Below are 21,375 nucleotides of genomic sequence, written 5' to 3' on the forward strand. Positions count from 1 at the left end.
ACAACTAATCTACCATGCTGAACATTGCCTTCACACTGCCATAGTCCTGTAAATTTAGCCCCAAGGTTGCAGCAACCGAACCGGGAATCAGCACATACCGGAATTGATAATCAGCTGCGACCATCGTCCCTCTGGACATTACCCGTATCGCACTTTTTGCGATTGAAAACTCAATATATTCACCGTGAGGAGAATTGAATGGTAATTTATAAGTCCCCAACAGCGTTCCCGTACTGCCACTCCCACCTTTATAAACCTTCGCATAAACAGCCACTACTCCTTTATCCGCTATATCTTGGGTCAACTGAGGTACATTGATGGTAAATTCTTCCCACTCTCCCTGCGGCATGTTCAACCACCCGCTATACGTCACATTCACCGAACCCGCCGGGCCCTGTGGACCCGTAGCACCCCGCGGACCCGCCGGACCCGTAGCGCCGCGGTCACCTTTATCACCTTTCGGGCCTGTGGCGCCACGTGGTCCCGTATCTCCCCTGTCGCCTTTGGCACCATTCGTACCTCTGGGTCCCGTATCACCCTTTTCTCCCTGCTCACCCTGTGTTCCTTGTTCGCCCTGCGGACCTACATCGCCTTCTTTCGTGCAGGAAACGGTGTAAAGGCCCAAAGCCACCAGCATTATTAAATACCGTAATGTTTTCATGGTTTCTTCGTAATAAAATGATCAGTTAATTTTCAAATTGAAATGTGCGCGATACGCTACGGTAATCCGTAGGGCTTATAACACTGGTGCCGGGCGTGCCACCGGGAACCAGCACATATCGATATTCGTAACGCATGATTGGATCTGCTTCCTGCACATAGGAAGCAGAATAGGCCCATGTGAGGCTAGAAAGACCGGGGTTTGACAATACCACACTTTTCAATAAGGCTGCCAGCGTGCGCAAACCCAAATCCGCCTGTTTGTCCGAATTTGAAGCTAACAGCTCAACCGTTTCTATCCAAATCTTTCCCTTTCCCAGCGAATACCGGAATTGCCAATATGAATGGGTATAGCCATCCACCAGATAAACCGCGCCGGAAGAACTGCTGGGATTTCTCAAATACACATAGACTTCACCTTGATCCAAAATTTCCGAAGTAAGTTTAGGCGCATTGATCTCCAGCCTGCCATCCGGCGTGATCGAAAGCGAGGTCGGGTCGATCCATTCGGAGTAAATTACATTTGCAATTCCTGGAGCGCCCTGCGCCCCCCTCGGTCCGGCAGGCCCCTGCGACCCGGTATCGCCCCGGTCGCCCTTCGGTCCCTTCGCACCGTTCGGTCCTGCATTGCCCCGGTTGCCTTTTGCCCCTTTTTCCCCCGCAGCGCCCCGGTCGCCCTGCGCTCCCTTCGGACCGTCCTTCCCCTGCTCTCCCTGCGGCCCCATTGCTCCCGTCTTCTCACAACCAGGTGAAAAACAGGCGATCATAACAACAAACAATACGGATCTGATCAAGTGAAGTGTCTTCATAGCTACGTGAAATTGATACGATGCATCGGTGATTCCGACACTGCCAAATAGCCAAATAATTTCCAATCGATTTCTCGGAATGAGTGAACACCCTATTTTATTGAGTGAACGCCGGGATTCGACAAGTTACGGCAACGAAAAACGCCCGCACGTTTTGTGCAGGCGCATCCAGATTGATAAGGGTGAGATGTAGGAACCGAATTACAAATTATTCAGCCAACTGATGTCTTGTTGGTTCGCTGGCTGCGGGGTAAGGGTGTAAAGGCCATTTGCCGCGATCGTGATATTTTCTTGTTTAGCAAAATATAGGTTGTCCTGTGCATCTTTCGCGATAACCGCGACCGAAATGATTTCCCCGATTGGCAGATTAGGCGTCAATGAAAAGCTTTCCGTACCGAACCACTCCATTGCCGGATCGTAGTTGAGACCTATCACTGCATTCAGGTTTTCAAATACCATCATCACGGCAATGTCTTGCAGGCCGTTTGCCGATCCCGGCGTCAATTTCACATGCACATACGTAAGTTGATCAGCGGGATAACCCAAAAACTTATCCACATTGATCCAGCCAAAAGTTGGGATATTGAAGTCGTACGAATAGGGCTGCACCATCGCCTGAGGCGACTCGTCAAACACCAACCAGGTAAACGAGTCGTCGTTCAGCAGATTCTCATCATAACGCGGTCCCTGATTGAATAAAATCATTCCGGCGGGGTCGGCCCCCATGCTGCGCGGCAACTTCACATGCACAGGATCATTACTCCATTGACCATGATCCGGATTGAGTTGTAATGTATTTCCGTTTTGGAGTGCCTGGATGTACAATTCGCCTCCCGATTCCAAAAGCTGCCCATTTGATTCTGTGGCTACTCCCGAAAGCAGCAGGTCCTTTTTAGTCAGGATTTCGATGATGCCGATCTCCACCTGACCCGATACCACATGGCCATCTTCGTCTACGAAAGCGTTGACCGGAAAACTGATTTCCGTGCCACCGGCACCTGTAATGACAAACCCGGCAGACGCGTCGCCGCTGAATAACTGAAGGGTTGCTCCATGTTCATTGTAAAACGCTGCAGCATTGATTGACTGGGGAGTAAAGTGCTCTTCACCTTTATGACAAGCTGAGAACAGCAAGGTACATGCTCCAACGATCCCGGTTACAAATAAAAACTTTTTCATGATTACTTTTTTTAGTTAAACCATTCAGCCGGAAACCACTTCCGACCCGTTTTATTCGTATATCAATGGAGGTAGTACATTGTTACCATCCGGCAGTAAAAAATGCACAGGCAATGAAAAAGAGAAAAATCGGGGACTACTGCATTAAGCGATCTGCCAGTTTCCGAGCCTTCCGGTGGTAATCGCTTTGGGAGGTAACACGTGTCGCGTAATGCCGTGCGTCATCCTGTTTACCTAAACGCCACAAAGCAACCGCCACAAAATAACGGGCATCATCGGCATATACAGCTGTTCCATCAGCAACGGGTTGCAGTATGTCAACACTTTGCTGGTATTTCTTTTCTCCGAGGTAGCTTAGGCCGAGGTAATACCGGTTCCGTACATTGGTCGTATCGGCATCAACCAACGTAGTAAGTAACTGGGTACTGCGGGCATAGGCTTTGGCATTGAATGCTTTCGCAGCTTCCCGAGCCATATCATCGGCGTCTGCGCCCCTTGTCACAGTCGATGGCATATCAGGTAAAGATTCATAATCAGTGGTCCACCAACCGGGTATGGTAAACACCCATAGCAAACACGCAGCTGCTGCCAACGGGATCAGCCATCGCACGGTTGTTGCGGATTTTCGCTTCCGTATCTTCGTGAAATGAGCCGCACTGACGGTCCGTAATGTTTCAGCTAATGTGGGTACCCCTTCATTGGCTTGAAGGCGCTTTGCAACGGTTTCCCGGAGCATACGCTGATGATCGGTTTCTATTCGCAAATCGACATCCCGTTCCAGCGCCTCTTCAAAACGCAGCCTCTCCTCCGGAGATAAGGTGCCGTCCAAATAATCCTGGATATGTTCAAAATAGTTATCCATGTTGTTACTGTTCACGGTTAAACAATGGATGCGCGTTCACCAATTTTCCCAGTTGTGCCATACATTCGCTCTTTTTCTTGCGTAGATAGCCATAGGTCAGTCCCAATTGCTCAGCCACCTTTTCCTGATGCTCTTTCCCCATACACGCCTTTATGATGTCTCGGCAGGTTGAACCCATCGTTTCAAGCACCTGCATCACTGCATTTTCCCGTTCCAGCTGATCTGCGTGTACATTGGCTTCCGTTTCATCGTTCCGTTCGAATGTAAATCCTTCGTCCAGTGATTTTGTTACGGGGTTGCGCGTCTTTTTTTTCAGCACATTCAACCATTTGCGTTTACAGACCGTTACCAAAAAAGCTTCGAAGGGGCACGTCAGCACGAATTTTCCATCGGCACTCAGCCGATAGATGTCTATCAGCGCTTCTTGGAGAATATCGGCAGCATCCGCGTCATTACCATTGTTATGGCTGATCATCCGAACAATCTTATTGGCGTATAGACGGTAAATCTCCGCAATCCCCTGACTGTCGTTATTCCGTAAATAGTTGATGAACCGTTGATCGGGATGCATGGTGTAATCAGATGCGATGGTGGTAAAAATAAAAAAAATTCTTACTTTTCAGCCAAAACATCACAAATCACAATTGGTATGCGGCCTGCGAAGGTTTTTGACACAAACTTTTCCATCGGGACGATGCCAAACCGGTTTCTTTACGAACCGTTTTTAAACACGTATGGAAATAAAACACTACCTAACGTTATGTACGCTTCTGACCATTTATGCAACCGCACATGCGGATGGTATTGACACCGTCCAAGCAAAGATTAACGTACAATTCCTTGGTAACCAAGCCGCATTCGGGGCAGACTTACCTGAACTCAATGGCATTCCGGGTGGGCGTCAACCCTTTTATACCTACTTATGGGATTTTGGCGACGGTCATTTCAGTACCGACGAAGCTCCCAAACATCAATATGCCGAACCCGGTGATTATGAAGTGACTCTCTATACGGTCAATAATTACGACAATGGCCCCCGACCGAAACGCCCAACGAGGAAGATTAATGTAGATTCAACCAAGGTAACACCGAAACCCATGGCATCTACTGCGGAACAGAACTTTTTCGATACCGATGGTACCTTTAAACTTTCCAAAAATGCCAATGCATTGCCTGGGCAAGACATGGTAGTCATTGCCGGAATAAACACAACCGAAAAAGGAAAGATATTCTTGCTGACCAACGAAAAGATTTTTGGGCCCGAAGGATTTGCCTATGCTGGTCAGACAACCTATAACGATGAAGTCGTCACACCGTCAACTGACCCGAAAAGCCTCGAAAGCCTATGGGCAGCGGTACCCAGCGTAACCGTAACCCAAAGCGGCAGCCCCGATTATGGCATCCGCGAAGAGCTGGACTTCAAAGGCAGCGAGGCTATCGACTATTTTGCCGAGCTGTATGGCAGCTATAAAACCGTGACATCCTATGAAGTTACGGGCAGGAACACCGCCCAGTTTTCGTTGATTAATTTGGACATCACCCCGGAAATGCTGGCGGATACCAACGCCACGGTGACCATTACCGGCGTATTCATCCCTGAAAAAGGCCCGGCGCGGGTACATCGGCTAGACGTACCGATTGTGACGTCCCACGACCCCAATAAAATGTCGCTTAAGCAATCCCGTCTGAGTTACCGTTTGCTATCCAAACGGAAAGAGCTGACTTACAAAGTGCAATTCCAAAACGATGGCGAGGGCGATGCCAAAAACATACGTCTTGAAATTAAATTACCGGAGATACTCGATCCGGCAACCTTCAAGTTACTTAACTTGTATCCCCAATGTGACTCCTGTACCACCGCGGAGCAAACGGCATGTTACCAATACAGCATCCAGGGTGCCGATACTTTGGTGTTCCACTTTAAAGACATTGCCCTACCGGGTTCTAAAGCAGCGGATGTGCATGACAAGGACAGTACCCAAGGGTTTATCCGGTTTACCGTCCGCCCCAAAAAGAAATTGCCAAACCAGTCGTTTAAAGGGCATACCGATATCTATTTCGACAAAAATGAACCCATCGTAACAAATTCCGCTACGGGCAGGTTCCGGAAAGGCTTTTCGCCAATCGTATTTGCCGGGTATCATCATTTCCTCCAAAAACCGGAACAGACGCATAAAGATGAAACGGTGAAAAATGGGCCATTGCTCGGCTTGGGACTTGCGCCGATAGCACCGTATCGTAAACTCTACTGGCAGGTAGAAGTGTATGCCAATGCCTACCGGACATCGGAATCTGCTACCGTTTATGACCATGGAGTGATTGAGCTTCCGGATCCCGGCACTGACCGCATCCAAAAATATGAATATGAGCGGTATGATACACATCAGCTTGCCCGATTCATTCAACTACGGATTGTGCCCCTGCACATACGATACAACGTCAATAGCTGGCTATCCGCCGGTCTGGGTGCCTTGGTAGAAACGACCATCAATACCCGGTATTCCGAAGCGCGCACCTATTATTTACTCACAGCTAACGGAGAAATGGCTACCCCGTTATCGCAATCGGACGAGCGGCTGGCCATGGGGCGGCTTCACGTACAGCCGTTTGCCGACGTCAATTTCGGACGGACCTATTTAGGTCCTGTCGTTGGATTACGGTATGTGTACGGTGGCAATCAGGGGCAATTCGGGCACGTGTATGCAGCATGGCGGTTTTAGAAAAGATCTCAGCGATACTTGGATGGCTCTTCCTGGGAAGCCTGTTTAGCTGTCAATATCCCGCGCAGTTGCCCTCCGATGGCAAAATTGCGGATGTGCCCACGGATACGTTTGCCCTACTTGACCAACTGGAAACGTTGGGTAATATCGCATATGATCATCCGGAACAGTTCATCCACAACCCCGATTCGTTTTTAAACCAGCTTACCGCTAAACCTGTAACGGCCGAAGGGCAAGAGATGTACGCCTGGCTGTTGCTGAATATCGGTTACGCCTTGCGGGAAAATGGAAATATCCTGGGAAGTACCCGGTATTACGAAATGGCGATAGAGTATTGTACCCAGCATAGCCTGAGGGAGCCCGATTTTGTCGCGTACATCGCCAAGCCGCTCGGCAATCTCTACACACAGATCGGCGATCTACAGAAGGCGCTGCATATCCATCAGCTTGCCATTGCCCACCAGAAAAAACTGGGAACCGTACAGCAACTCCCGGCACTGTATGGAAATATGGCCATCATTTACCAGCAAGCCGGTTTGCCCGATAGCGTTTTACTTGCCTGTACCCACGGCCTGTCCCATCTGCGAAAAAATGACATCCATGCAGCATTGCTCTACAACACCTTGGCACGCACCCATCAGGACCTCGGCAACCTGGACAGTGCACGGCACTATAACCACATGGCTCTCACGCTATTTTCCAATCGGCCGTTGCAAGAGGACACATTGATTTGGTACACCGCCGCTTTGCACCAGCAGAGCGTTCTGCAAATTCAGGACAACCAGTCAGTATCCGCCCAGCGAACCATCAACCGGGCTATTGCTCTCGCCGAAATGCATTTTCCAAACACCAAACAACGTGAAAAGGCAAAGTATTATTATGCGCGGGGGAACCTCCATTTGCTGCAGCAACGATTCAATCAGGCGCGGGAAGATTTCCAGCAAGTGCTGCATTTGTTTTCACCTTCCCCGGCCACTCCGCACCTCTTCCCCGACTATACCTTCACCGAAGCACTCTGGGCAACGGCACGGGCTTATGCAAACGTTCAGCCTGACTCCACAATTTATTATTATGTGAAGTCGATCGAAAACGCCTACTATACACAACAACTGATTGTCAGCAATCAAAGCCATTACCAAAACTCAGCGTGGAATCGCACGCTGCTCAGTGATGCAATGGCCTATCTGTGGCAAACGTACCAACAACAGCACAGTGAAAATATACGGCAGTCGCTCGCCACCACCATGCTTTGGATCACGGAATTGTCAAAGGGCAGACAGCTGCTTCAGGAAATCAACCGTTCCAACCAGTGGAACGACGCAGATTCCCTTCACGCAAACTTAAGAGGGAGATTGCAATTCATTTTCCGGACGCTGGCGGAAGAACATGACCCCGGGAAAAAAAAAGAGTTGGAACGGGAAGCGGACAACCTCGCTTACCGGCTCCAATTGGCAGAAAACCATTTTGCTCAATCGTTCTCCCCGCCTGATTTCGGTGCCTTCCATCGACACATTACCGCTTCATCAGAGGCTATGACGATCGTTAGTTACTTTGTCAGTCCGACCGGCGATGCCTATTGTACAAGTATCGCAAATAGCCAAACCGAAGTTTTCCATCTTGCACCGGAAATTTTTGCGGAATTACCCAACTTTGTGGCCACCTATTTCGGAGAAAGTCCGGTAGCCTATGAAAATGATCCGAACCGATACCGCGATCTCGCCTCGCAGCTGGCAACCCAACTGCTTCCGGCTATTTCGACCGCTCCTCATGACCGCATCGTCATTTCCGCCGATGGTCCGCTACTGACCCTCCCCTTCGATGCATTGTTCCATCGAGGACATTTTATTGCACAGCAGAAAACAGTCCATTATATCTATACGCTGTTGCTTCCAATACTTGATGATGCCGGTGGAGAAGGCTATCGTACCGGAATGTCCGTCTTTGCACAAACCCATTACCAAGATAGGGGACTGCCAGACTTACCCTTCGTGGCGACGGAAATCGATTACCTCACCCGGCACTTCCAGACCACCTGTTACCTGGATACGGCCGCCAATGATCATTCCTTCTCCCATGCATTGACCGAAGGAAAGCTGATTCACCTGGCAGCTCACGCCGTAGCTGACAGCGAAAACGGCCCCTATATTGCGCTCAACCAGCCGGTGACATTAAATCAGATACGCTACATTCCGGCAGCTTCCCCACTGATTTTCCTAGCCGCCTGCGAAACTGCTTCCGGAAACCTGCTTCCCGGCGAAGGCATGGAAAGCCTGAACAAGGCCCTCCTCAGTAAAGGTATTAAGGGGGTCATCGCATCCTATTGGGCGATAGACGATGCGACGGCCCCCTTGCTGACCCGGTTGTTCTATGAAGCACTTGCGGAGGCCCGCCGCCCTTCCCTTGCGCTGGCTACTGCCAAGCGTCGGTACCTGGCTTCGGCTCCGGCGGCGGCGCAAAATCCTTGGTATTGGTCATCGCTCCAGTTTACCGGTACAGACACCATTCTTTACCCCGACCAACGCCGGCCGGTGGTGGGAACACTGCTTGTCTTGAGCTGCATAGTAGCAGTGGGCGGTATCGGATGGTGGCTCTCAAAAGCCACGAAACGTCCATTTCACCGCAAACACCAAAAAGCCGATTAAAAGTTTGATGATTTCCATGACTAGTACTCCAATACTTTGATTTCCGTACGACGGTTTTGTTCGTGTGCATCTTCCGGGCAATCCACACCGTTGCTGCACCCGTTCACTAACTGGGTTTCGCCATATCCACGGGCAATCATCCTTCCACGGAATATTCCTTTTGATTCCAGGTAGTGCACCGCGGCTTCGGCTCGGTGTTGTGAAAGGCGCATGTTGTAAGCGTCATTTCCCCGGCTATCCGTATGGGACGAAAGCTCGATGCGCATCGTCGGATTTTGTTTTAGAATATTGGCGACATTGTCAAGCACCAATGCTGCATCCCGGCGGATATCACTCTTATCAAAATCATACAGGATGTTTTTCACTACCCAGGAAGCTCCCGCTTCCAGCATGCAGACACCAAGCTTTAGCGTTACATACAGGGTTTTGCTGCGGTCTAGCCCCCGGGTAGAAACCCGCTCGGTCTGCGAATATTTACCCGCTTGGTTGGCTACCACATTGTAAGTTGACTGAGGCTCCAATTGAAAAATAAATTTACCTTCAGCGTCAGACACCTGACTGATATTGAAATCATTACCCTCGTGGGTCAGCGTGGTATTGATACCTGAAATCTTCTGTTCCGTATCGCATTCCACGGTCTCCCCTACCAAGGTAAAACGGGGATCGTCGTGCAACAGTTCCCTGTAAATCACCTGTCCTGCGGCGGAAAAATCAGCTGCTGTGAGCGTAACGTCTGTTGTTTTGATGCCATTTTTATCCCCCTGAATGTGATAAGTCCCTACCGGCACGGCTATCAGGCGTTCTGCCTCGCCATTGGCATTCGTTGTGGTTATATGCTCCAATTCCGCTCCATGCACCGATACCTTCACACCGCTTAAAGCTAAACCTGTTTGCTTATCTTTTACGACGATGACAACATCCTTAGTTTTGGGCTGTTCAGAATTGACCGGAATAGTTTCAGTCAGTTGGGATGATACGGCTGGCTCAATATCCCGCTTTCGGCCGAAAGCATACTTGACACCGGCGGTGAAATTCAGCGCTTGCGTAAACGTACGGCGCAACTCGGGCTTTTCCCCAAAAAACTCATAAGGACTGTCAACGAAATGCACTGCTGTCAACGGTTGGACAACCGGTAACTCCTCCACGAAAAATTCAGCCGACTTGCCCCCAAAGCGTGCACCAAATGCACTTAAATAGTCTCCCTGTACAAAAACACTTAAATTACGTGCTACTTCGTAATTGAAACGGACACCCCCCACTCCCATCCACGCTAACGCCCTGTCAGCCGCGTTGGCCGTTTTGCGAATGATCAGGGATTGCGCAACCGTTCCTCCACGCGGATCGGTTGCTTCATAAACAAGCTGCCGTTCATAGTTGGGAAATTGCTGGAATAGTACACCGCCCTTTGCAAATAGTTCCAAAGCAAATCTACCGGTACAGAACCGGTAGCTAGGTCCTGCGGCTAATCCGATGTGTTGAAACCGCTTTGCCGTATGAAAGGTAGTCGCCATAAATCCATTCCTGAAAAACACGCTGTCATTACCCCATAATGGATGCTGCATCCACCGTGCATCGACACCAATGCCGAAATCACCACCGCCGAAATAATAATCGGCAAATGCTCCACCTACATATCCCATATTCGCCTGTGCGGTATCGCCATGGTAGGTACCCAACGTCGGACTTATCCCGCCGAATACGCCGATTTGCCACGGATCACGCTCCTGAGATTTTGCCGATTGATGCCACATCAGCCATACAAACAGTACCGCCAATGTCCCGAGTAAAAACTTCTTCATAACAAATTGCATTACGATTAAAAATTCTGTTCTTTTCCAGTATATCAACCCTAACTTCAGATTGTTACCTATGCCCCAACACCAAAAATTAATTTTGATTTAAAAGACAGATGTTTAAATTAGCATGGCAGAAACTTGTTAATTTTCAATTATCAAGGGTTAATTATTAATTATTTAAACCAATTCATCAATATCATGGGAAAATTCGTGATTTCAATGCGTAAGAATGGGGAATTTCAATTCAACCTAAAAGCCGGTAATGGAGAGGTCATCCTAGCAAGCGAAGGATACGTTGCAAAGACTTCAGCCATAAACGGCATCGAATCCGTACGTAAAAATGCGGCTGATGACAACCGTTATGAACGGAAGGAATCGAAAAACGGAAAGTTTATGTTCAATCTGAAAGCCCGTAATGGCCAGGTAATCGGCACCAGCGAATTGTATGAATCTGCTTCCGGGCGCGACAAGGGGATTGAGTCCGTAAAACGCAATGCGCCGGACGCCACTATTGAAGACCAAACCGTATAGTTTATACGCGGATTGGCAAGAAAACCTTTCTTCCGATCCGCTTTTTTTGCTAACTTGCACACCTTAGATTTTATAGCTATGAACGAGGCAGCAACAACAGCAATCCGGGTGGAGCAAACGCAGCATTCGAGGCTCCCGCAAGTCGATTTCAACAACCTTACATTCGGTCAAATTTTATCGGACCATATGCTGGTGGCGGAATACGCACACGGCCACTGGGAGGATGTGAGCATCGTGCCATACGGAAACCTGTCGTTGAGTCCTGCCACGTCTGCCTTGCATTATGGACAGGCGATTTTCGAAGGATTGAAAGCTTACAAATTTGCCGATGGAACGATCAGCATGTTCCGGCCCGACAAAAACAATGAGCGCTTCAACAAATCCGCCCGCCGGCTGGAAATGCCCGAGGTACCCGAAGAAATATTCATTGGCGGACTGAAAGCGTTGATCGATCTCGATCGCAATTGGGTACCAGGTACGGATGGTGCTTCGCTCTATATCCGCCCTTTTATGTTTGGTACGGAAGCAGCATTGGGCGTACATCCTTCCAACTCGTATAAATTTATCATCATCACCGGTCCGGTAGGTGCCTACTATAACAAACCCCTGCGGCTGAAAGTGGAAACACAGTTCACCCGTGCCGCCGAAGGAGGGGTTGGTTTTTCTAAGAATGCAGGCAACTATGCCCTCTCACTTCATCCTACGCGGCTTGCACAGGAAGAGGGATACGACCAATTGATGTGGACGGATGCCAAAGAACACAAGTACGTGGAAGAAGCCGGAACGGCCAATCTGGTATTTCGTGTAGGCGACACGATCATCACGCCATCAGCAGACACCATCCTCCATGGTATCACACGCCGTACGATTATCGAAATTGCCCGGCATTGGGGATATCAGGCGGAAGAACGCAAAGTGTCAGTCAAAGAATTGATCGACGGAATCGAAAACGGTAGTGTCACCGAAGCATTTGCAGCCGGCACTGCTGCCACACTTACCCCGATTACAGAAATCGGATACGAAGGCAAACGATACACCTTATCAGATCCCGCTACGCGCGAGTTTTCCAACAAAGTGCTGCAATACCTCAACGACCTGCGTTATGGCCGTATTGAGGATGAGTTTGGATGGAATTTTATTATAGATTGATTTAATCGCCGGTAATATAGGCTTTCATTTCCGCTACATCAGTGGGTTCAAACCACTGGGTTAACGGATCTTTCCGGAACCAGGTAAGCTGTCTTTTCGCATACCTACGGGTATTTTGTTTAATGCGGTCTACGGCCTCTTCCAGCGCGCAATTACCATCCAAGTACTCAAACAGTTCGGCGTACCCCACCGTCTGCAGCGGCGGAAGGTTTCGGTATGGCAATAAGGACGCTACTTCTTCCAATAAGCCTGCATCCATCATGGCGTCTACCCGCGCATTGATGCGCTGATAAAGGTTTTGGCGGTCCGTATTTAAACCAAGTTTATGTATCTGGAAAGGACGATTACTCCGTTGCTGTTTTCGAAAATGGGAAAAGGGCTGCCCGGTACTCTCGTGGACTTCCAACGCCCGGATTACCCGTTGGGGATTATAGATATCTACTTCTTGGTAATAAAGCGGATCTACTTCCTTCAGCCGTTGTTGAAGGTATGGAAGTCCTTTGTCCGCATACAGCCGATTCAGTTGGTCGCGTACACCCGGCAGTGGTTGGGGCAGGTCATCCAGTCCACGACATACAGCATCTACAAATAATCCCGATCCACCGACCAGCAGGACGACATCGTGCCGTGCAAACAGTTCTTTTAACAGCTGTAACGCATCACGCTCAAAATCACCGGCGGAGTATAGATCCGTCAAACGGTGGGAATTGACAAAATAATGGGGAACCGCCGCCAATTCTTCGGGAGTAGGTTTGGCGGTACCGATATTCATTTCCCGGTAAAACTGCCGGGAATCAGCGGATAAGATAACCGTCTGAAGGTGTTGTGCCAACTGGATAGCGACCGCAGTCTTACCGATAGCGGTGGGACCCACCACACACACCAACGTCTTTGCCGCCGCATGCTCCATTAATATTCATCCTCATAGCTCCCGTTCTCCTCCTCTTTCCCTTCGGTCTGCTCCTCCTCGTCCAGCATGTCGAAATCCTCTTCTTCGTTGATGCCGTATTCCGTTTCCTGAAGGAAATCATACTCATCTCCTCCTTTCTTTGTAACCGCATCAGTAGGTAATACAGCCGCACCGGGAAGTTTGGGAGCTTGCCCCACACTCTTGAATAAAGCGGGATATTCCTTCCCTGCTTCCTCTTTCAGAATTTTGATCAGTTGCACATGGAAATCAAATGGCTGACTGATGTTATATACATAGTAAAATTTCTGATGGGGATCGTCGATAAATTTGCTTAGCTTCGAGTCTTCCATCAATGCAACACCCCGTTCTTTTTTCCGCTCGTCAGGTAAATAAGCGATCTCATCGCCCTTTTTCCAATGGTCATTGCTCACGTAAAAAGATGACGGTATTTCCGGATTATAACCTGTTGTGGCATGCAATGCTTTATGCAGATCCAGAAAGGTCTGCTTTGGCAGTACATCAATCTCACGGATGATATCATCATAATCTTCGAATGAAACCCTAAAACGATAGATGGCCATAACGCTTCCCTGTGATTATTTTATTTTTTAATCTATTTTAATTACGAATATCTGAAATTAATCCCATTTCCTGTCCTTTTTCGAGCATAAACCGGTATGCTTCTTCACGGCTATTGGCGATATCTCCCTCTAGGATTGCTTCCCGGATGGCATTTTTAATGATTCCCACTTCCCTGCCGGGTTTCAGTTCAAACGCAGCCATGATATCCGCTCCGGTAACTGGAGGTTGCCAATTCCGGATTTTATCCCGTTCCTCCACATCACGGAGTTTCTGTTTCACCAATTCGAAGTTCTGCCGGTATTTTTTTCGTTTATACTCATTTTTGGTCGTTACGTCAGCATGGCAAAGTATCATGAGGCTATCGATATCATCGCCTGCCTCAAACAGCAGCCGCCTGACGGCCGAATCGGTAACAATATCCTGAGCCAATACAATAGGCCTCAAATGCAGCAGCACCAACTTTTGCACGAATTTCATTTTTTCGTTGAGCGGCAGTTTAAGCGCTGCGAACAGCCTCGGTACCATCCTAGCCCCCTTATCTTCGTGGCCGTGAAATGTCCACCCATGCCGCCGGTCAAAGCGCTTGGTGGCGGGCTTGGCGATATCGTGCATAATCGCTGCCCACCTAAGCCAGAGGTCATCGCTTACCGTTGCCACGTTATCCAGCACCTCCAATGTATGGTAAAAGTTATCCTTATGCCCTTTTCCATCAATGATTTCCACACCGTAGAGGTTCGCCATCGCCGGAAAAATAATTGCTAGCAGACCGGTATCAAACAGGTATTTGAATCCAAGCGAGGGCTTCTCTGCTAAAACAATCTTGTTAAGCTCATCAATGATGCGCTCTTTGGAAATGATATTGATCCGTTCGCGGAGTTCTGCTATCGCCTTAACAGCCTGAATATCAATTTTAAAATTCAGTTGCGTTGCAAACCGGATCGCGCGCATCATCCGCAGCGGATCGTCCGAAAAGGTGTCAACGGGATTTAAAGGTGTCCGGATCATCCGGTGCTGAATATCTGAAATTCCCCCGAATGGGTCGATCAATTGTCCGAAATCACGTTTATTGAGTGATAGCGCCATCGCGTTGATGGTAAAATCGCGCCGGTTCTGATCATCTTCCAAACTTCCGTTCTCAACAATGGGTTTACGTGAGTCCGAACGATACGACTCTTTGCGGGCTCCCACAAATTCCAGCTGCAGCGGTCCATGGTTGAGCATGGCTGTACCGAAATTCTTGTAAACCTTAACCTTAACACCTAGTCGGTTACCCACCCGGCTTGCAAAATCAATACCGCTTCCGACGACGACAATATCGACATCGTTTTTAAAGTCGCGTTTCATGATTTGATCCCGTACGTACCCGCCCACAACGTAACAAGCTATCTGGGATTCATCGGCAACGTCGCTCAATAGCGAGAAGATGGGATGTTGTAAAAATTCCTTCATGATAGTTTCCGATATTGTCCCTGCTGATTAGTCCCGGTCACGCGACAAGCGCTTGGTGACCAACGGATTTGATGACAATTCTGCCTGTTCTCTCCGTTGTCTGACAATATGGATCGCCGAAAAAATTGCTTCACGGAACGAGGCTTCCGAAGCCAGGTTCTTGCCGGCAATATCGTAACCTGTGCCGTGATCCGGCGACGTGCGTACAACCGGCAGCCCAGCTGTAAAATTAACGCCGCTGCGCGAAGCTATGTGCTTGAAAGGGATAAGTCCCTGATCGTGATACATAGCCAATACCGCGTCAAATTTGGTATATGTGTCCGAAGCAAAGAAACCATCCGCCGGATAAGGGCCGAAGCAAAAAATTCCTGCCGCTTTTGCCTGTTCAATTGCAGGGCCGATGATCTGCTCATCTTCCGAACCGATCAACCCGTGGTCGCCCGCATGAGGATTCAAACCCAATACCGCAATTTTCGGTTTTTGCACCCAAAAATCCCGCTTCAGGCTTGCATTCATCAGCGCAAGCTTGGAAACAATGGCTTCGACCGTAATATTCGGAGCAATGTCTTTCACCGGAATATGCCCCGTAACGACGCCGATGCGCAGGTCCTCACAAATCATAAACATGAGCACATCCTCGCTATTTGTCCGGGATTGCAGGTATTCAGTATGGCCGGGAAATTCAAATTCATTCCGCTGAATGTTGTGTTTGTTGATCGGAGCGGTCACCAGCGCATCAATCTTACCGTCCACCAAGTCATCCACAGCATGCTTCAACGATAAGAACGCATATTTCCCCCCGATTTCATTTTCCTCCCCCAGGCTAATCTTCACTTCCTCCTGCCAGCAATTAATCATATTAGGGCGTTTGCTATGTGCCTGTTCGGGAGAATTGATTACATGAAAACTGAAATCATTGATGCCGAGTGCCTTGCGATGGAAAGAAGCGACTTTGGTATTTCCATAAACAATAGGTGTAAAATATTCCAGTATCCGATTGTCCATCAAGGTTTTAATAATAACCTCCAACCCGATACCGTTTACATCGCCTATCGAAATTCCGATCTTCAGTTTATCGCTCATATCCGTTTCCTAGTTTGGCTACCAAAAGTATGAATTTAAAGGACGCTCTCAAAACAATTTACGAGCGAGCCAGATGATCAAGCTAAGTACTGCGCTCAGCAATAACATGCTGGTAAGCGGCATATAGAAGCTAAATCCCGGTTTTTCTATGCGGATATCGCCAGGAAGATTGCCGAATCCCCTTAACCGGTCACCGAGAAAATAAATAATCAGTCCGATCACCAAAAGTGATCCGCCTCCAAACATCAATATTCTGGCAATGTCTTTCATCTCATCTGCAAAGCTACAAAATATGGATATTGGCGCCTTCAATTAAAAAGGCTATTTTTGCTCGGTCTTTCGCAAATCCAAGCATTAATGAGCAGCGTCCGCGCAAAAAAACATCTGGGTCAGCATTTTTTGACGGATAAGAATACCGCAGCCAAGATTGTGGGCGCACTTCGCCCACAACTGGGGTACGACACCGTATTGGAGGTTGGCCCCGGCATGGGAATCCTGTCGGACTTTCTACTCGCTCAGGACGCCTATCAAACGTGGCTTATCGACGTCGATGGCGAATCCATTGAATTCCTGAAACAGCACTATCCGCAATTAGACAAGCAGCTTATCTACGGTGATTTTCTCCGGTTGGATTTTTCAGCCCATTTTCAGGGCAAACTAGCCGTTATCGGTAATTTCCCCTACAATATTTCTTCACAGATTCTATTCAAGGTGCTGGAAGAACGCCACCGCGTGGTCGAAGTTGTAGGCATGTTTCAGAAAGAAGTAGCCGAACGATGTGTTGCCCCGCCGGGCGGCAAGGAATATGGCATTCTTAGTGTATTGATCCAAGCTTATTACGGTGTGGAATATCTTTTTACCGTCAAGGCCGGCGCATTTAACCCTCCCCCGAAAGTGCTTTCGGGTGTCATCCGGCTTACACGTAATGCCACCGAAACATTGGATTGCGATGAGCTGCTATTCGGACGTGTCGTTAAAGCTGCTTTCAACCAACGGCGCAAAACATTACGCAATGCACTGGCAGGCCTTATTCCGAAAGACCGGATGGGTAGTAACCCGCTGTACGATCTACGTGCCGAACGGCTTTCTGTAACCGACTTTACCACATTGACGAACGAAATTTCCCAACGCTTATGACAACACTTCCTACGAAAGTACTGATCGTGGATGACATTCATCCCATATTTATGGAGAAGCTGCAAGGCAAACATATTGCATTTGACTATCGTCCCACAATTAATAAAGAAGAAACCCTGCAAATTATACCCCAGTATACCGGATTGGTTATCCGATCCAAATTTAAAGTCGATGCTGCCTTCATCGACGCCGCTCCACAATTGACTTTTATTGCCCGCGGCGGAGCGGGCATGGACAACATTGACGAACGTCACGCATTGCAAAAGGGAATCACATTGCTCAATGCACCCGAGGGCAACCGTGATGCAGTAGGCGAACACATGGTGGGCATGCTATTGGGACTGATGAACAACCTCAACCGCGGCAATATGGAAGTAAAAAGCGGATTGTGGCGACGCGAGGAAAACCGCGGAGTGGAATTGGGCGGCCGAACAGTCGCCCTGATCGGCTATGGTAATAATGGGCAGGCCATGGCCCGCAAATTATCCGGATTCGACGTGACGGTAATTGCATATGATAAGTACAAAACCGGATTCAGCGATACCTATGCGACTGAGGTAAGCATGGAAGAAGTGGTCAAGCGGGCCGACGTGCTTAGCCTTCACATTCCCCTTACCCACGAGACACGCAACTTGGTAGACGATGAATACCTACACCTCTTTCGCAAACCTATTTTCTTTCTCAATGGTGCACGGGGAGAAATCGTCAACATTCCCTCGATTCTGAAGGCACTTGACGAAGGCCGGATATTGGGGGCTGCATTTGACGTATTGCCCGTAGAAAAAATTCCTGACTTGACGCAACAGCCATGGTTTATTCCCTTGACACAACACGAAAAAGTGGCATTAAGCCCGCACGTAGCCGGCTGGAGTGTGGAAAGCTACTTTAAAATTGCGGATGTGTTGGTGAATAAAGTAATTGCATTTTTAGATTAAATATCCCCGCTAGCTACCGCTCACTCCCCACATCACCAAGAACTGAATTGCCATCATTCCATCCAACAGCAGGAAATAATAGTATTCATTTTTTTTCACCAGCGGAAATAAAATTACAGCCAAGCAGAGCAGGGATACCGACGATAACCCCAAACGAACGGGTAGGGGGTACCTGCTTAACCAAATCCAACCGGTATGCAAAATCAATAACATTGCAGATAGCGCCAACGCCTTACGCTCGCCGACCATAACCGGAATGGTTTTGAGTCCATAGTATTTGTCCTGATAAATATCGCGGATATCAAAAGGAATCGTGATAGCCACGATAAATAAAAACACCCATGCGAATAATTGGGCCACCTGCCCCGTATCAATAGCAAAACCATCGTGATAGGCTTCCGCTACGGGAAGTAGCACATTGCTCATCGCCCACATCAAACCGATGTAAAATAGCTTAAGCCCGGTAATCTGACGTAACCCTGTCCAGTGCCGTTTACCCCGGATTGGAAGTACGGGAAGGTTATAGGCAACACCCATTGCCCCCATGAAACCTAACAGCAGAAACGATGGCCGGTGTAGCCGCAATCCCAACACGACCAATACAACCACTGCAATCCCAGTCCAGATCCAAAGCGAACGCTCGTGTGTAAATACCCAACGCACACGACGGAAACGTGATTTATCCGGCTGCGGGGGTTTGGCCAATATCATGCTGAAATTGTACAGCGCCAGCGTCGAACATCCCAATATGGTCAATACTTCTCCATTGAAAGGCAGTGCAAGCAAAAGATAAATCATCCCGCCTTGTGCAACGGCACACAGGGCAATGAACACATTACTAAATAATAACATGTCTAAAATCCGCTGTGCGTAATTTCGAAGCATTTGGCAGAAAATTCTCTTTTTTACAAAAAGTGTGTAAATTAGCCAGCAATAAAACCAAATTAGGCCAATGTGTCCAGCAAAATAACACATAAAAAGTTAAACTAAACATGGATTTACAAATCAAATCGTTTGAGGAATATCAACGGGTTTACCAAAAGAGTGTTGAAAAACCCGAGGATTTTTGGGCAGAAATCGCAGCGCATTTTTATTGGAAGCGCAAGTGGAACCGGGTATTGGAGTGGAATTTTAAGGAGCCCAAGATCAAATGGTTTGAGGGTGCTCGACTCAATATTACTGAAAACTGCCTCGACCGGCACATTTACAAACTCGGTGACAAGCCGGCCATTATTTGGGAACCCAACGATCCCAACGAGGCCCATCGTGTGCTTACCTACAAGCAACTGCTGGAAAAAGTAGAGCAATTTTCCAATGTACTCAAAAACAATGGTGTCCGCAAAGGGGATCGTGTGTGCATTTACCTACCGATGGTACCTGAATTGGTCATTTCGGTACTTGCCTGTGCCCGTATCGGAGCGATTCACTCCGTAGTTTTTGGTGGATTCTCAGCACAATCAATTGCAGACCGCATTAACGACACGGGTTGCCGATTGGTCATCACATCGGATGGTGGTTTCCGCGGCACGAAAACCATTGAGCTAAAAAACATCGTCGACGATGCATTGGTACAGTGCAAATCCGTAGACCGCGTGATTGTACTTACCCGTACCCGCACACCGGTATCCATGATCAAAGGCCGCGATGTATGGTGGGAAGACGAGATTAAAAAAGTAGAAACCCAGGGCAACCCCGCTTTCCCCGCAGAGGAGATGGATGCCGAAGATATGCTATTCATTCTTTACACCTCGGGATCTACCGGCAAACCCAAGGGAGTTGTACATACCTGCGGCGGTTACATGGTTTATACAGGGTACACCTTTGCCAATGTATTCCAATACCAACCGGATGAAGTTTATTTCTGTACCGCCGATATCGGATGGATTACCGGACACTCGTATATCATCTATGGCCCGCTATCCCAGGGAGCAACCTCATTGATGTTTGAAGGAATACCCACGTGGCCAGACGCGGGACGTTTCTGGGATATTGTGGATAAGCATAAAGTGAATATCCTGTATACGGCGCCAACAGCGATCCGCTCCTTGATGGCCGCAGGCGATGAATACGTTGACGGAAAAGACCTTAGCAGTATCCGAAAACTCGGCAGTGTGGGCGAACCCATCAACGAGGAAGCCTGGAATTGGTACAACGAAAAAATCGGGAAAGGAAAAGCTCCCATTGTGGATACCTGGTGGCAAACTGAAAACGGTGGTATCCTGATCTCGCCCATCGCCGGGGTCACCCCCACCATCCCGAGTTATGCCATGCTTCCGCTTCCGGGCGTACAACCTGTTCTGGTGGATGAAAATGGAAAGGAACTGCAGGGCAATGGCGTAAGCGGAAATCTCTGTATCAAATTCCCGTGGCCGGGGATGATCCGTACTACGTATGGCGACCACGAGCGCTGCAGGCAGACGTATTTCTCCGCTTATGAAAATATGTATTTCACCGGCGACGGCTGCTTACGCAATGAAGATGGGTACTATCGCATTACAGGACGGGTAGACGATGTGCTGAATGTCTCTGGACACCGCATTGGTACCGCAGAATTGGAAAATGCGATCAACATGCACAGCGATGTGGTGGAATCAGCGATCGTGGGGTATCCGCATCCTGTCAAAGGCCAGGGTATCTACGCCTACGTGATTGCCTCCGGACACCATGTCGACGAAGATCTTACCCGTCAGGACATCAACCAAACGGTAAGCCGTATCATAGGTGCCATTGCCAAGCCGGATAAGATCCAGTTTGTAAGCGGTCTACCTAAAACGCGCTCGGGGAAAATCATGCGGCGCATTTTGCGGAAAATTGCCGAAGGAGACACCTCGAATCTGGGAGACACGACGACGCTACTTGACCCGGGCGTGGTGGATGAAATCAAGGAAGGTGCAGAAAAGCTACGGGGATAAGGGAGTATTGAACACGGAT

General features: G+C 48.6%; 19 protein-coding genes. 7 read left to right on the top strand and 12 right to left on the bottom strand.

Annotated features, from left to right (window positions below; all coding sequences use genetic code 11):
- Positions 1–4: 4 nt before the first annotated feature.
- The 5 genes from IEX60_RS25010 to IEX60_RS21085 all read right to left on the bottom strand — a co-directional run bounded on the left by IEX60_RS25010 (position 5) and on the right by IEX60_RS21085 (position 4,081).
- Positions 5–661 carry a collagen-like protein gene (locus IEX60_RS25010; protein ID WP_188753377.1) on the bottom strand — a complete coding sequence of 219 codons (657 nt, stop codon included), beginning with the start codon at positions 659–661 and terminating at the stop codon, positions 5–7.
- 25 nt (positions 662–686) lie between these two features.
- Entirely contained in the window at positions 687–1,469 is a 783-nt protein-coding gene (locus IEX60_RS25015) for a collagen-like protein (RefSeq protein WP_188753378.1), read from the bottom strand.
- Between the two features lie 201 nt (positions 1,470–1,670).
- Entirely contained in the window at positions 1,671–2,648 is a 978-nt protein-coding gene (locus IEX60_RS21075; protein ID WP_188753379.1) for a hypothetical protein, read from the bottom strand.
- Between the two features lie 136 nt (positions 2,649–2,784).
- On the bottom strand, positions 2,785–3,510 hold the full coding sequence (locus IEX60_RS21080; protein WP_188753380.1) for a zf-HC2 domain-containing protein: 726 nt from the start codon (positions 3,508–3,510) through the stop codon (positions 2,785–2,787).
- A gap of 4 nt (positions 3,511–3,514) precedes the next feature.
- A complete protein-coding gene (locus IEX60_RS21085; RefSeq protein ID WP_188753381.1) occupies positions 3,515–4,081 on the bottom strand; it encodes an RNA polymerase sigma factor in 567 nt (188 codons plus the stop codon).
- 163 nt (positions 4,082–4,244) lie between these two features.
- Here IEX60_RS21085 and IEX60_RS21090 point away from each other — a divergent pair, with 163 nt between their 5' ends.
- Together IEX60_RS21090 and IEX60_RS21095 are read left to right on the top strand one after the other, a co-directional pair.
- Positions 4,245–6,230, top strand: a complete 1,986-nt coding sequence (locus tag IEX60_RS21090; protein WP_188753382.1) for a PKD domain-containing protein — start codon at positions 4,245–4,247, stop codon at positions 6,228–6,230.
- On the top strand, positions 6,218–8,872 hold the full coding sequence (locus IEX60_RS21095; RefSeq protein WP_188753383.1) for a CHAT domain-containing protein: 2,655 nt from the start codon (positions 6,218–6,220) through the stop codon (positions 8,870–8,872). Before IEX60_RS21090 ends, IEX60_RS21095 begins: the two co-directional genes overlap by 13 nt.
- A gap of 20 nt (positions 8,873–8,892) precedes the next feature.
- On the opposite strand, the gene IEX60_RS21100 is transcribed toward IEX60_RS21095, so the two are convergent.
- Entirely contained in the window at positions 8,893–10,671 is a 1,779-nt protein-coding gene (locus IEX60_RS21100; protein WP_188753384.1) for an OmpA family protein, read from the bottom strand.
- Positions 10,672–10,887: 216 nt separating this feature from the next.
- Here IEX60_RS21100 and IEX60_RS21105 point away from each other — a divergent pair, with 216 nt between their 5' ends.
- Positions 10,888–11,199, top strand: coding sequence for a YegP family protein (locus IEX60_RS21105; protein ID WP_308420770.1), 312 nt, complete (start codon positions 10,888–10,890; stop codon positions 11,197–11,199).
- Positions 11,200–11,277: 78 nt separating this feature from the next.
- Complete coding sequence (locus IEX60_RS21110; RefSeq protein ID WP_188753386.1) at positions 11,278–12,348, top strand: branched-chain amino acid aminotransferase; 1,071 nt, start codon at positions 11,278–11,280, stop codon at positions 12,346–12,348.
- 1 nt (position 12,349) lies between these two features.
- Here IEX60_RS21110 and miaA read toward each other — a convergent pair whose 3' ends face one another.
- The 5 genes from miaA to IEX60_RS21135 are packed head-to-tail and all read right to left on the bottom strand — an operon-like array spanning position 12,350 to position 16,642.
- Positions 12,350–13,258 (bottom strand): tRNA (adenosine(37)-N6)-dimethylallyltransferase MiaA, encoded by a 909-nt coding sequence (gene miaA / locus IEX60_RS21115; RefSeq protein WP_188753387.1) that lies wholly within the window; start codon positions 13,256–13,258, stop codon positions 12,350–12,352.
- The gene (locus IEX60_RS21120; protein WP_188753388.1) at positions 13,258–13,839 is read right to left on the bottom strand and encodes an IS1096 element passenger TnpR family protein; all 582 of its coding nucleotides are present in this window, start codon (positions 13,837–13,839) and stop codon (positions 13,258–13,260) included. Before IEX60_RS21120 ends, miaA begins: the two co-directional genes overlap by 1 nt.
- Before the next feature lie 37 nt (positions 13,840–13,876).
- Positions 13,877–15,289, bottom strand: coding sequence for a CCA tRNA nucleotidyltransferase (locus tag IEX60_RS21125; protein WP_188753389.1), 1,413 nt, complete (start codon positions 15,287–15,289; stop codon positions 13,877–13,879).
- A gap of 27 nt (positions 15,290–15,316) precedes the next feature.
- A complete protein-coding gene (gene pdxA, locus IEX60_RS21130) occupies positions 15,317–16,372 on the bottom strand; it encodes a 4-hydroxythreonine-4-phosphate dehydrogenase PdxA (protein ID WP_188753390.1) in 1,056 nt (351 codons plus the stop codon).
- A gap of 48 nt (positions 16,373–16,420) precedes the next feature.
- The gene (locus IEX60_RS21135; RefSeq protein ID WP_188753391.1) at positions 16,421–16,642 is read right to left on the bottom strand and encodes a DUF2905 domain-containing protein; all 222 of its coding nucleotides are present in this window, start codon (positions 16,640–16,642) and stop codon (positions 16,421–16,423) included.
- 87 nt (positions 16,643–16,729) lie between these two features.
- Here IEX60_RS21135 and rsmA point away from each other — a divergent pair, with 87 nt between their 5' ends.
- Together rsmA and IEX60_RS21145 are read left to right on the top strand one after the other, a co-directional pair.
- Positions 16,730–17,509 carry a 16S rRNA (adenine(1518)-N(6)/adenine(1519)-N(6))-dimethyltransferase RsmA gene (rsmA, locus tag IEX60_RS21140; RefSeq protein ID WP_188753392.1) on the top strand — a complete coding sequence of 260 codons (780 nt, stop codon included), beginning with the start codon at positions 16,730–16,732 and terminating at the stop codon, positions 17,507–17,509.
- Entirely contained in the window at positions 17,506–18,444 is a 939-nt protein-coding gene (locus IEX60_RS21145) for an NAD(P)-dependent oxidoreductase (RefSeq protein ID WP_188753393.1), read from the top strand. Before rsmA ends, IEX60_RS21145 begins: the two co-directional genes overlap by 4 nt.
- A gap of 9 nt (positions 18,445–18,453) precedes the next feature.
- Here IEX60_RS21145 and IEX60_RS21150 read toward each other — a convergent pair whose 3' ends face one another.
- A complete protein-coding gene (locus IEX60_RS21150) occupies positions 18,454–19,329 on the bottom strand; it encodes a UbiA family prenyltransferase (RefSeq protein ID WP_188753394.1) in 876 nt (291 codons plus the stop codon).
- Positions 19,330–19,436: 107 nt separating this feature from the next.
- Between IEX60_RS21150 and acs the strand changes: the two genes are divergently transcribed.
- Positions 19,437–21,356 carry an acetate--CoA ligase gene (acs, locus tag IEX60_RS21155; RefSeq protein WP_188753395.1) on the top strand — a complete coding sequence of 640 codons (1,920 nt, stop codon included), beginning with the start codon at positions 19,437–19,439 and terminating at the stop codon, positions 21,354–21,356.
- Positions 21,357–21,375 lie beyond the last annotated feature (19 nt).

It is taken from the genome of Parapedobacter defluvii (assembly GCF_014642075.1).
In the GTDB taxonomy this organism is placed as follows: Bacteria; Bacteroidota; Bacteroidia; order Sphingobacteriales; family Sphingobacteriaceae; genus Parapedobacter; species Parapedobacter defluvii.

Coding starts and splice junctions, on each gene's coding strand:
- IEX60_RS21100 (WP_188753384.1), bottom strand. CDS start 10,671: ATGAAGAAGTTTTTACTCGGGACATTGGCGGTACTGTTTGTATGGCTG.
- IEX60_RS21105 (WP_308420770.1), top strand. CDS start 10,888: ATGCGTAAGAATGGGGAATTTCAATTCAACCTAAAAGCCGGTAATGGA.
- IEX60_RS21150 (WP_188753394.1), bottom strand. CDS start 19,329: ATGCTTCGAAATTACGCACAGCGGATTTTAGACATGTTATTATTTAGT.
- IEX60_RS25015 (WP_188753378.1), bottom strand. CDS start 1,469: ATGAAGACACTTCACTTGATCAGATCCGTATTGTTTGTTGTTATGATC.
- rsmA (WP_188753392.1), top strand. CDS start 16,730: ATGAGCAGCGTCCGCGCAAAAAAACATCTGGGTCAGCATTTTTTGACG.
- pdxA (WP_188753390.1), bottom strand. CDS start 16,372: ATGAGCGATAAACTGAAGATCGGAATTTCGATAGGCGATGTAAACGGT.
- IEX60_RS21135 (WP_188753391.1), bottom strand. CDS start 16,642: ATGAAAGACATTGCCAGAATATTGATGTTTGGAGGCGGATCACTTTTG.
- IEX60_RS25010 (WP_188753377.1), bottom strand. CDS start 661: ATGAAAACATTACGGTATTTAATAATGCTGGTGGCTTTGGGCCTTTAC.
- IEX60_RS21125 (WP_188753389.1), bottom strand. CDS start 15,289: ATGAAGGAATTTTTACAACATCCCATCTTCTCGCTATTGAGCGACGTT.
- miaA (WP_188753387.1), bottom strand. CDS start 13,258: ATGGAGCATGCGGCGGCAAAGACGTTGGTGTGTGTGGTGGGTCCCACC.
- IEX60_RS21090 (WP_188753382.1), top strand. CDS start 4,245: ATGGAAATAAAACACTACCTAACGTTATGTACGCTTCTGACCATTTAT.
- IEX60_RS21120 (WP_188753388.1), bottom strand. CDS start 13,839: ATGGCCATCTATCGTTTTAGGGTTTCATTCGAAGATTATGATGATATC.
- IEX60_RS21095 (WP_188753383.1), top strand. CDS start 6,218: ATGGCGGTTTTAGAAAAGATCTCAGCGATACTTGGATGGCTCTTCCTG.
- IEX60_RS21080 (WP_188753380.1), bottom strand. CDS start 3,510: ATGGATAACTATTTTGAACATATCCAGGATTATTTGGACGGCACCTTA.
- IEX60_RS21085 (WP_188753381.1), bottom strand. CDS start 4,081: ATGCATCCCGATCAACGGTTCATCAACTATTTACGGAATAACGACAGT.
- acs (WP_188753395.1), top strand. CDS start 19,437: ATGGATTTACAAATCAAATCGTTTGAGGAATATCAACGGGTTTACCAA.
- IEX60_RS21110 (WP_188753386.1), top strand. CDS start 11,278: ATGAACGAGGCAGCAACAACAGCAATCCGGGTGGAGCAAACGCAGCAT.
- IEX60_RS21145 (WP_188753393.1), top strand. CDS start 17,506: ATGACAACACTTCCTACGAAAGTACTGATCGTGGATGACATTCATCCC.
- IEX60_RS21075 (WP_188753379.1), bottom strand. CDS start 2,648: ATGAAAAAGTTTTTATTTGTAACCGGGATCGTTGGAGCATGTACCTTG.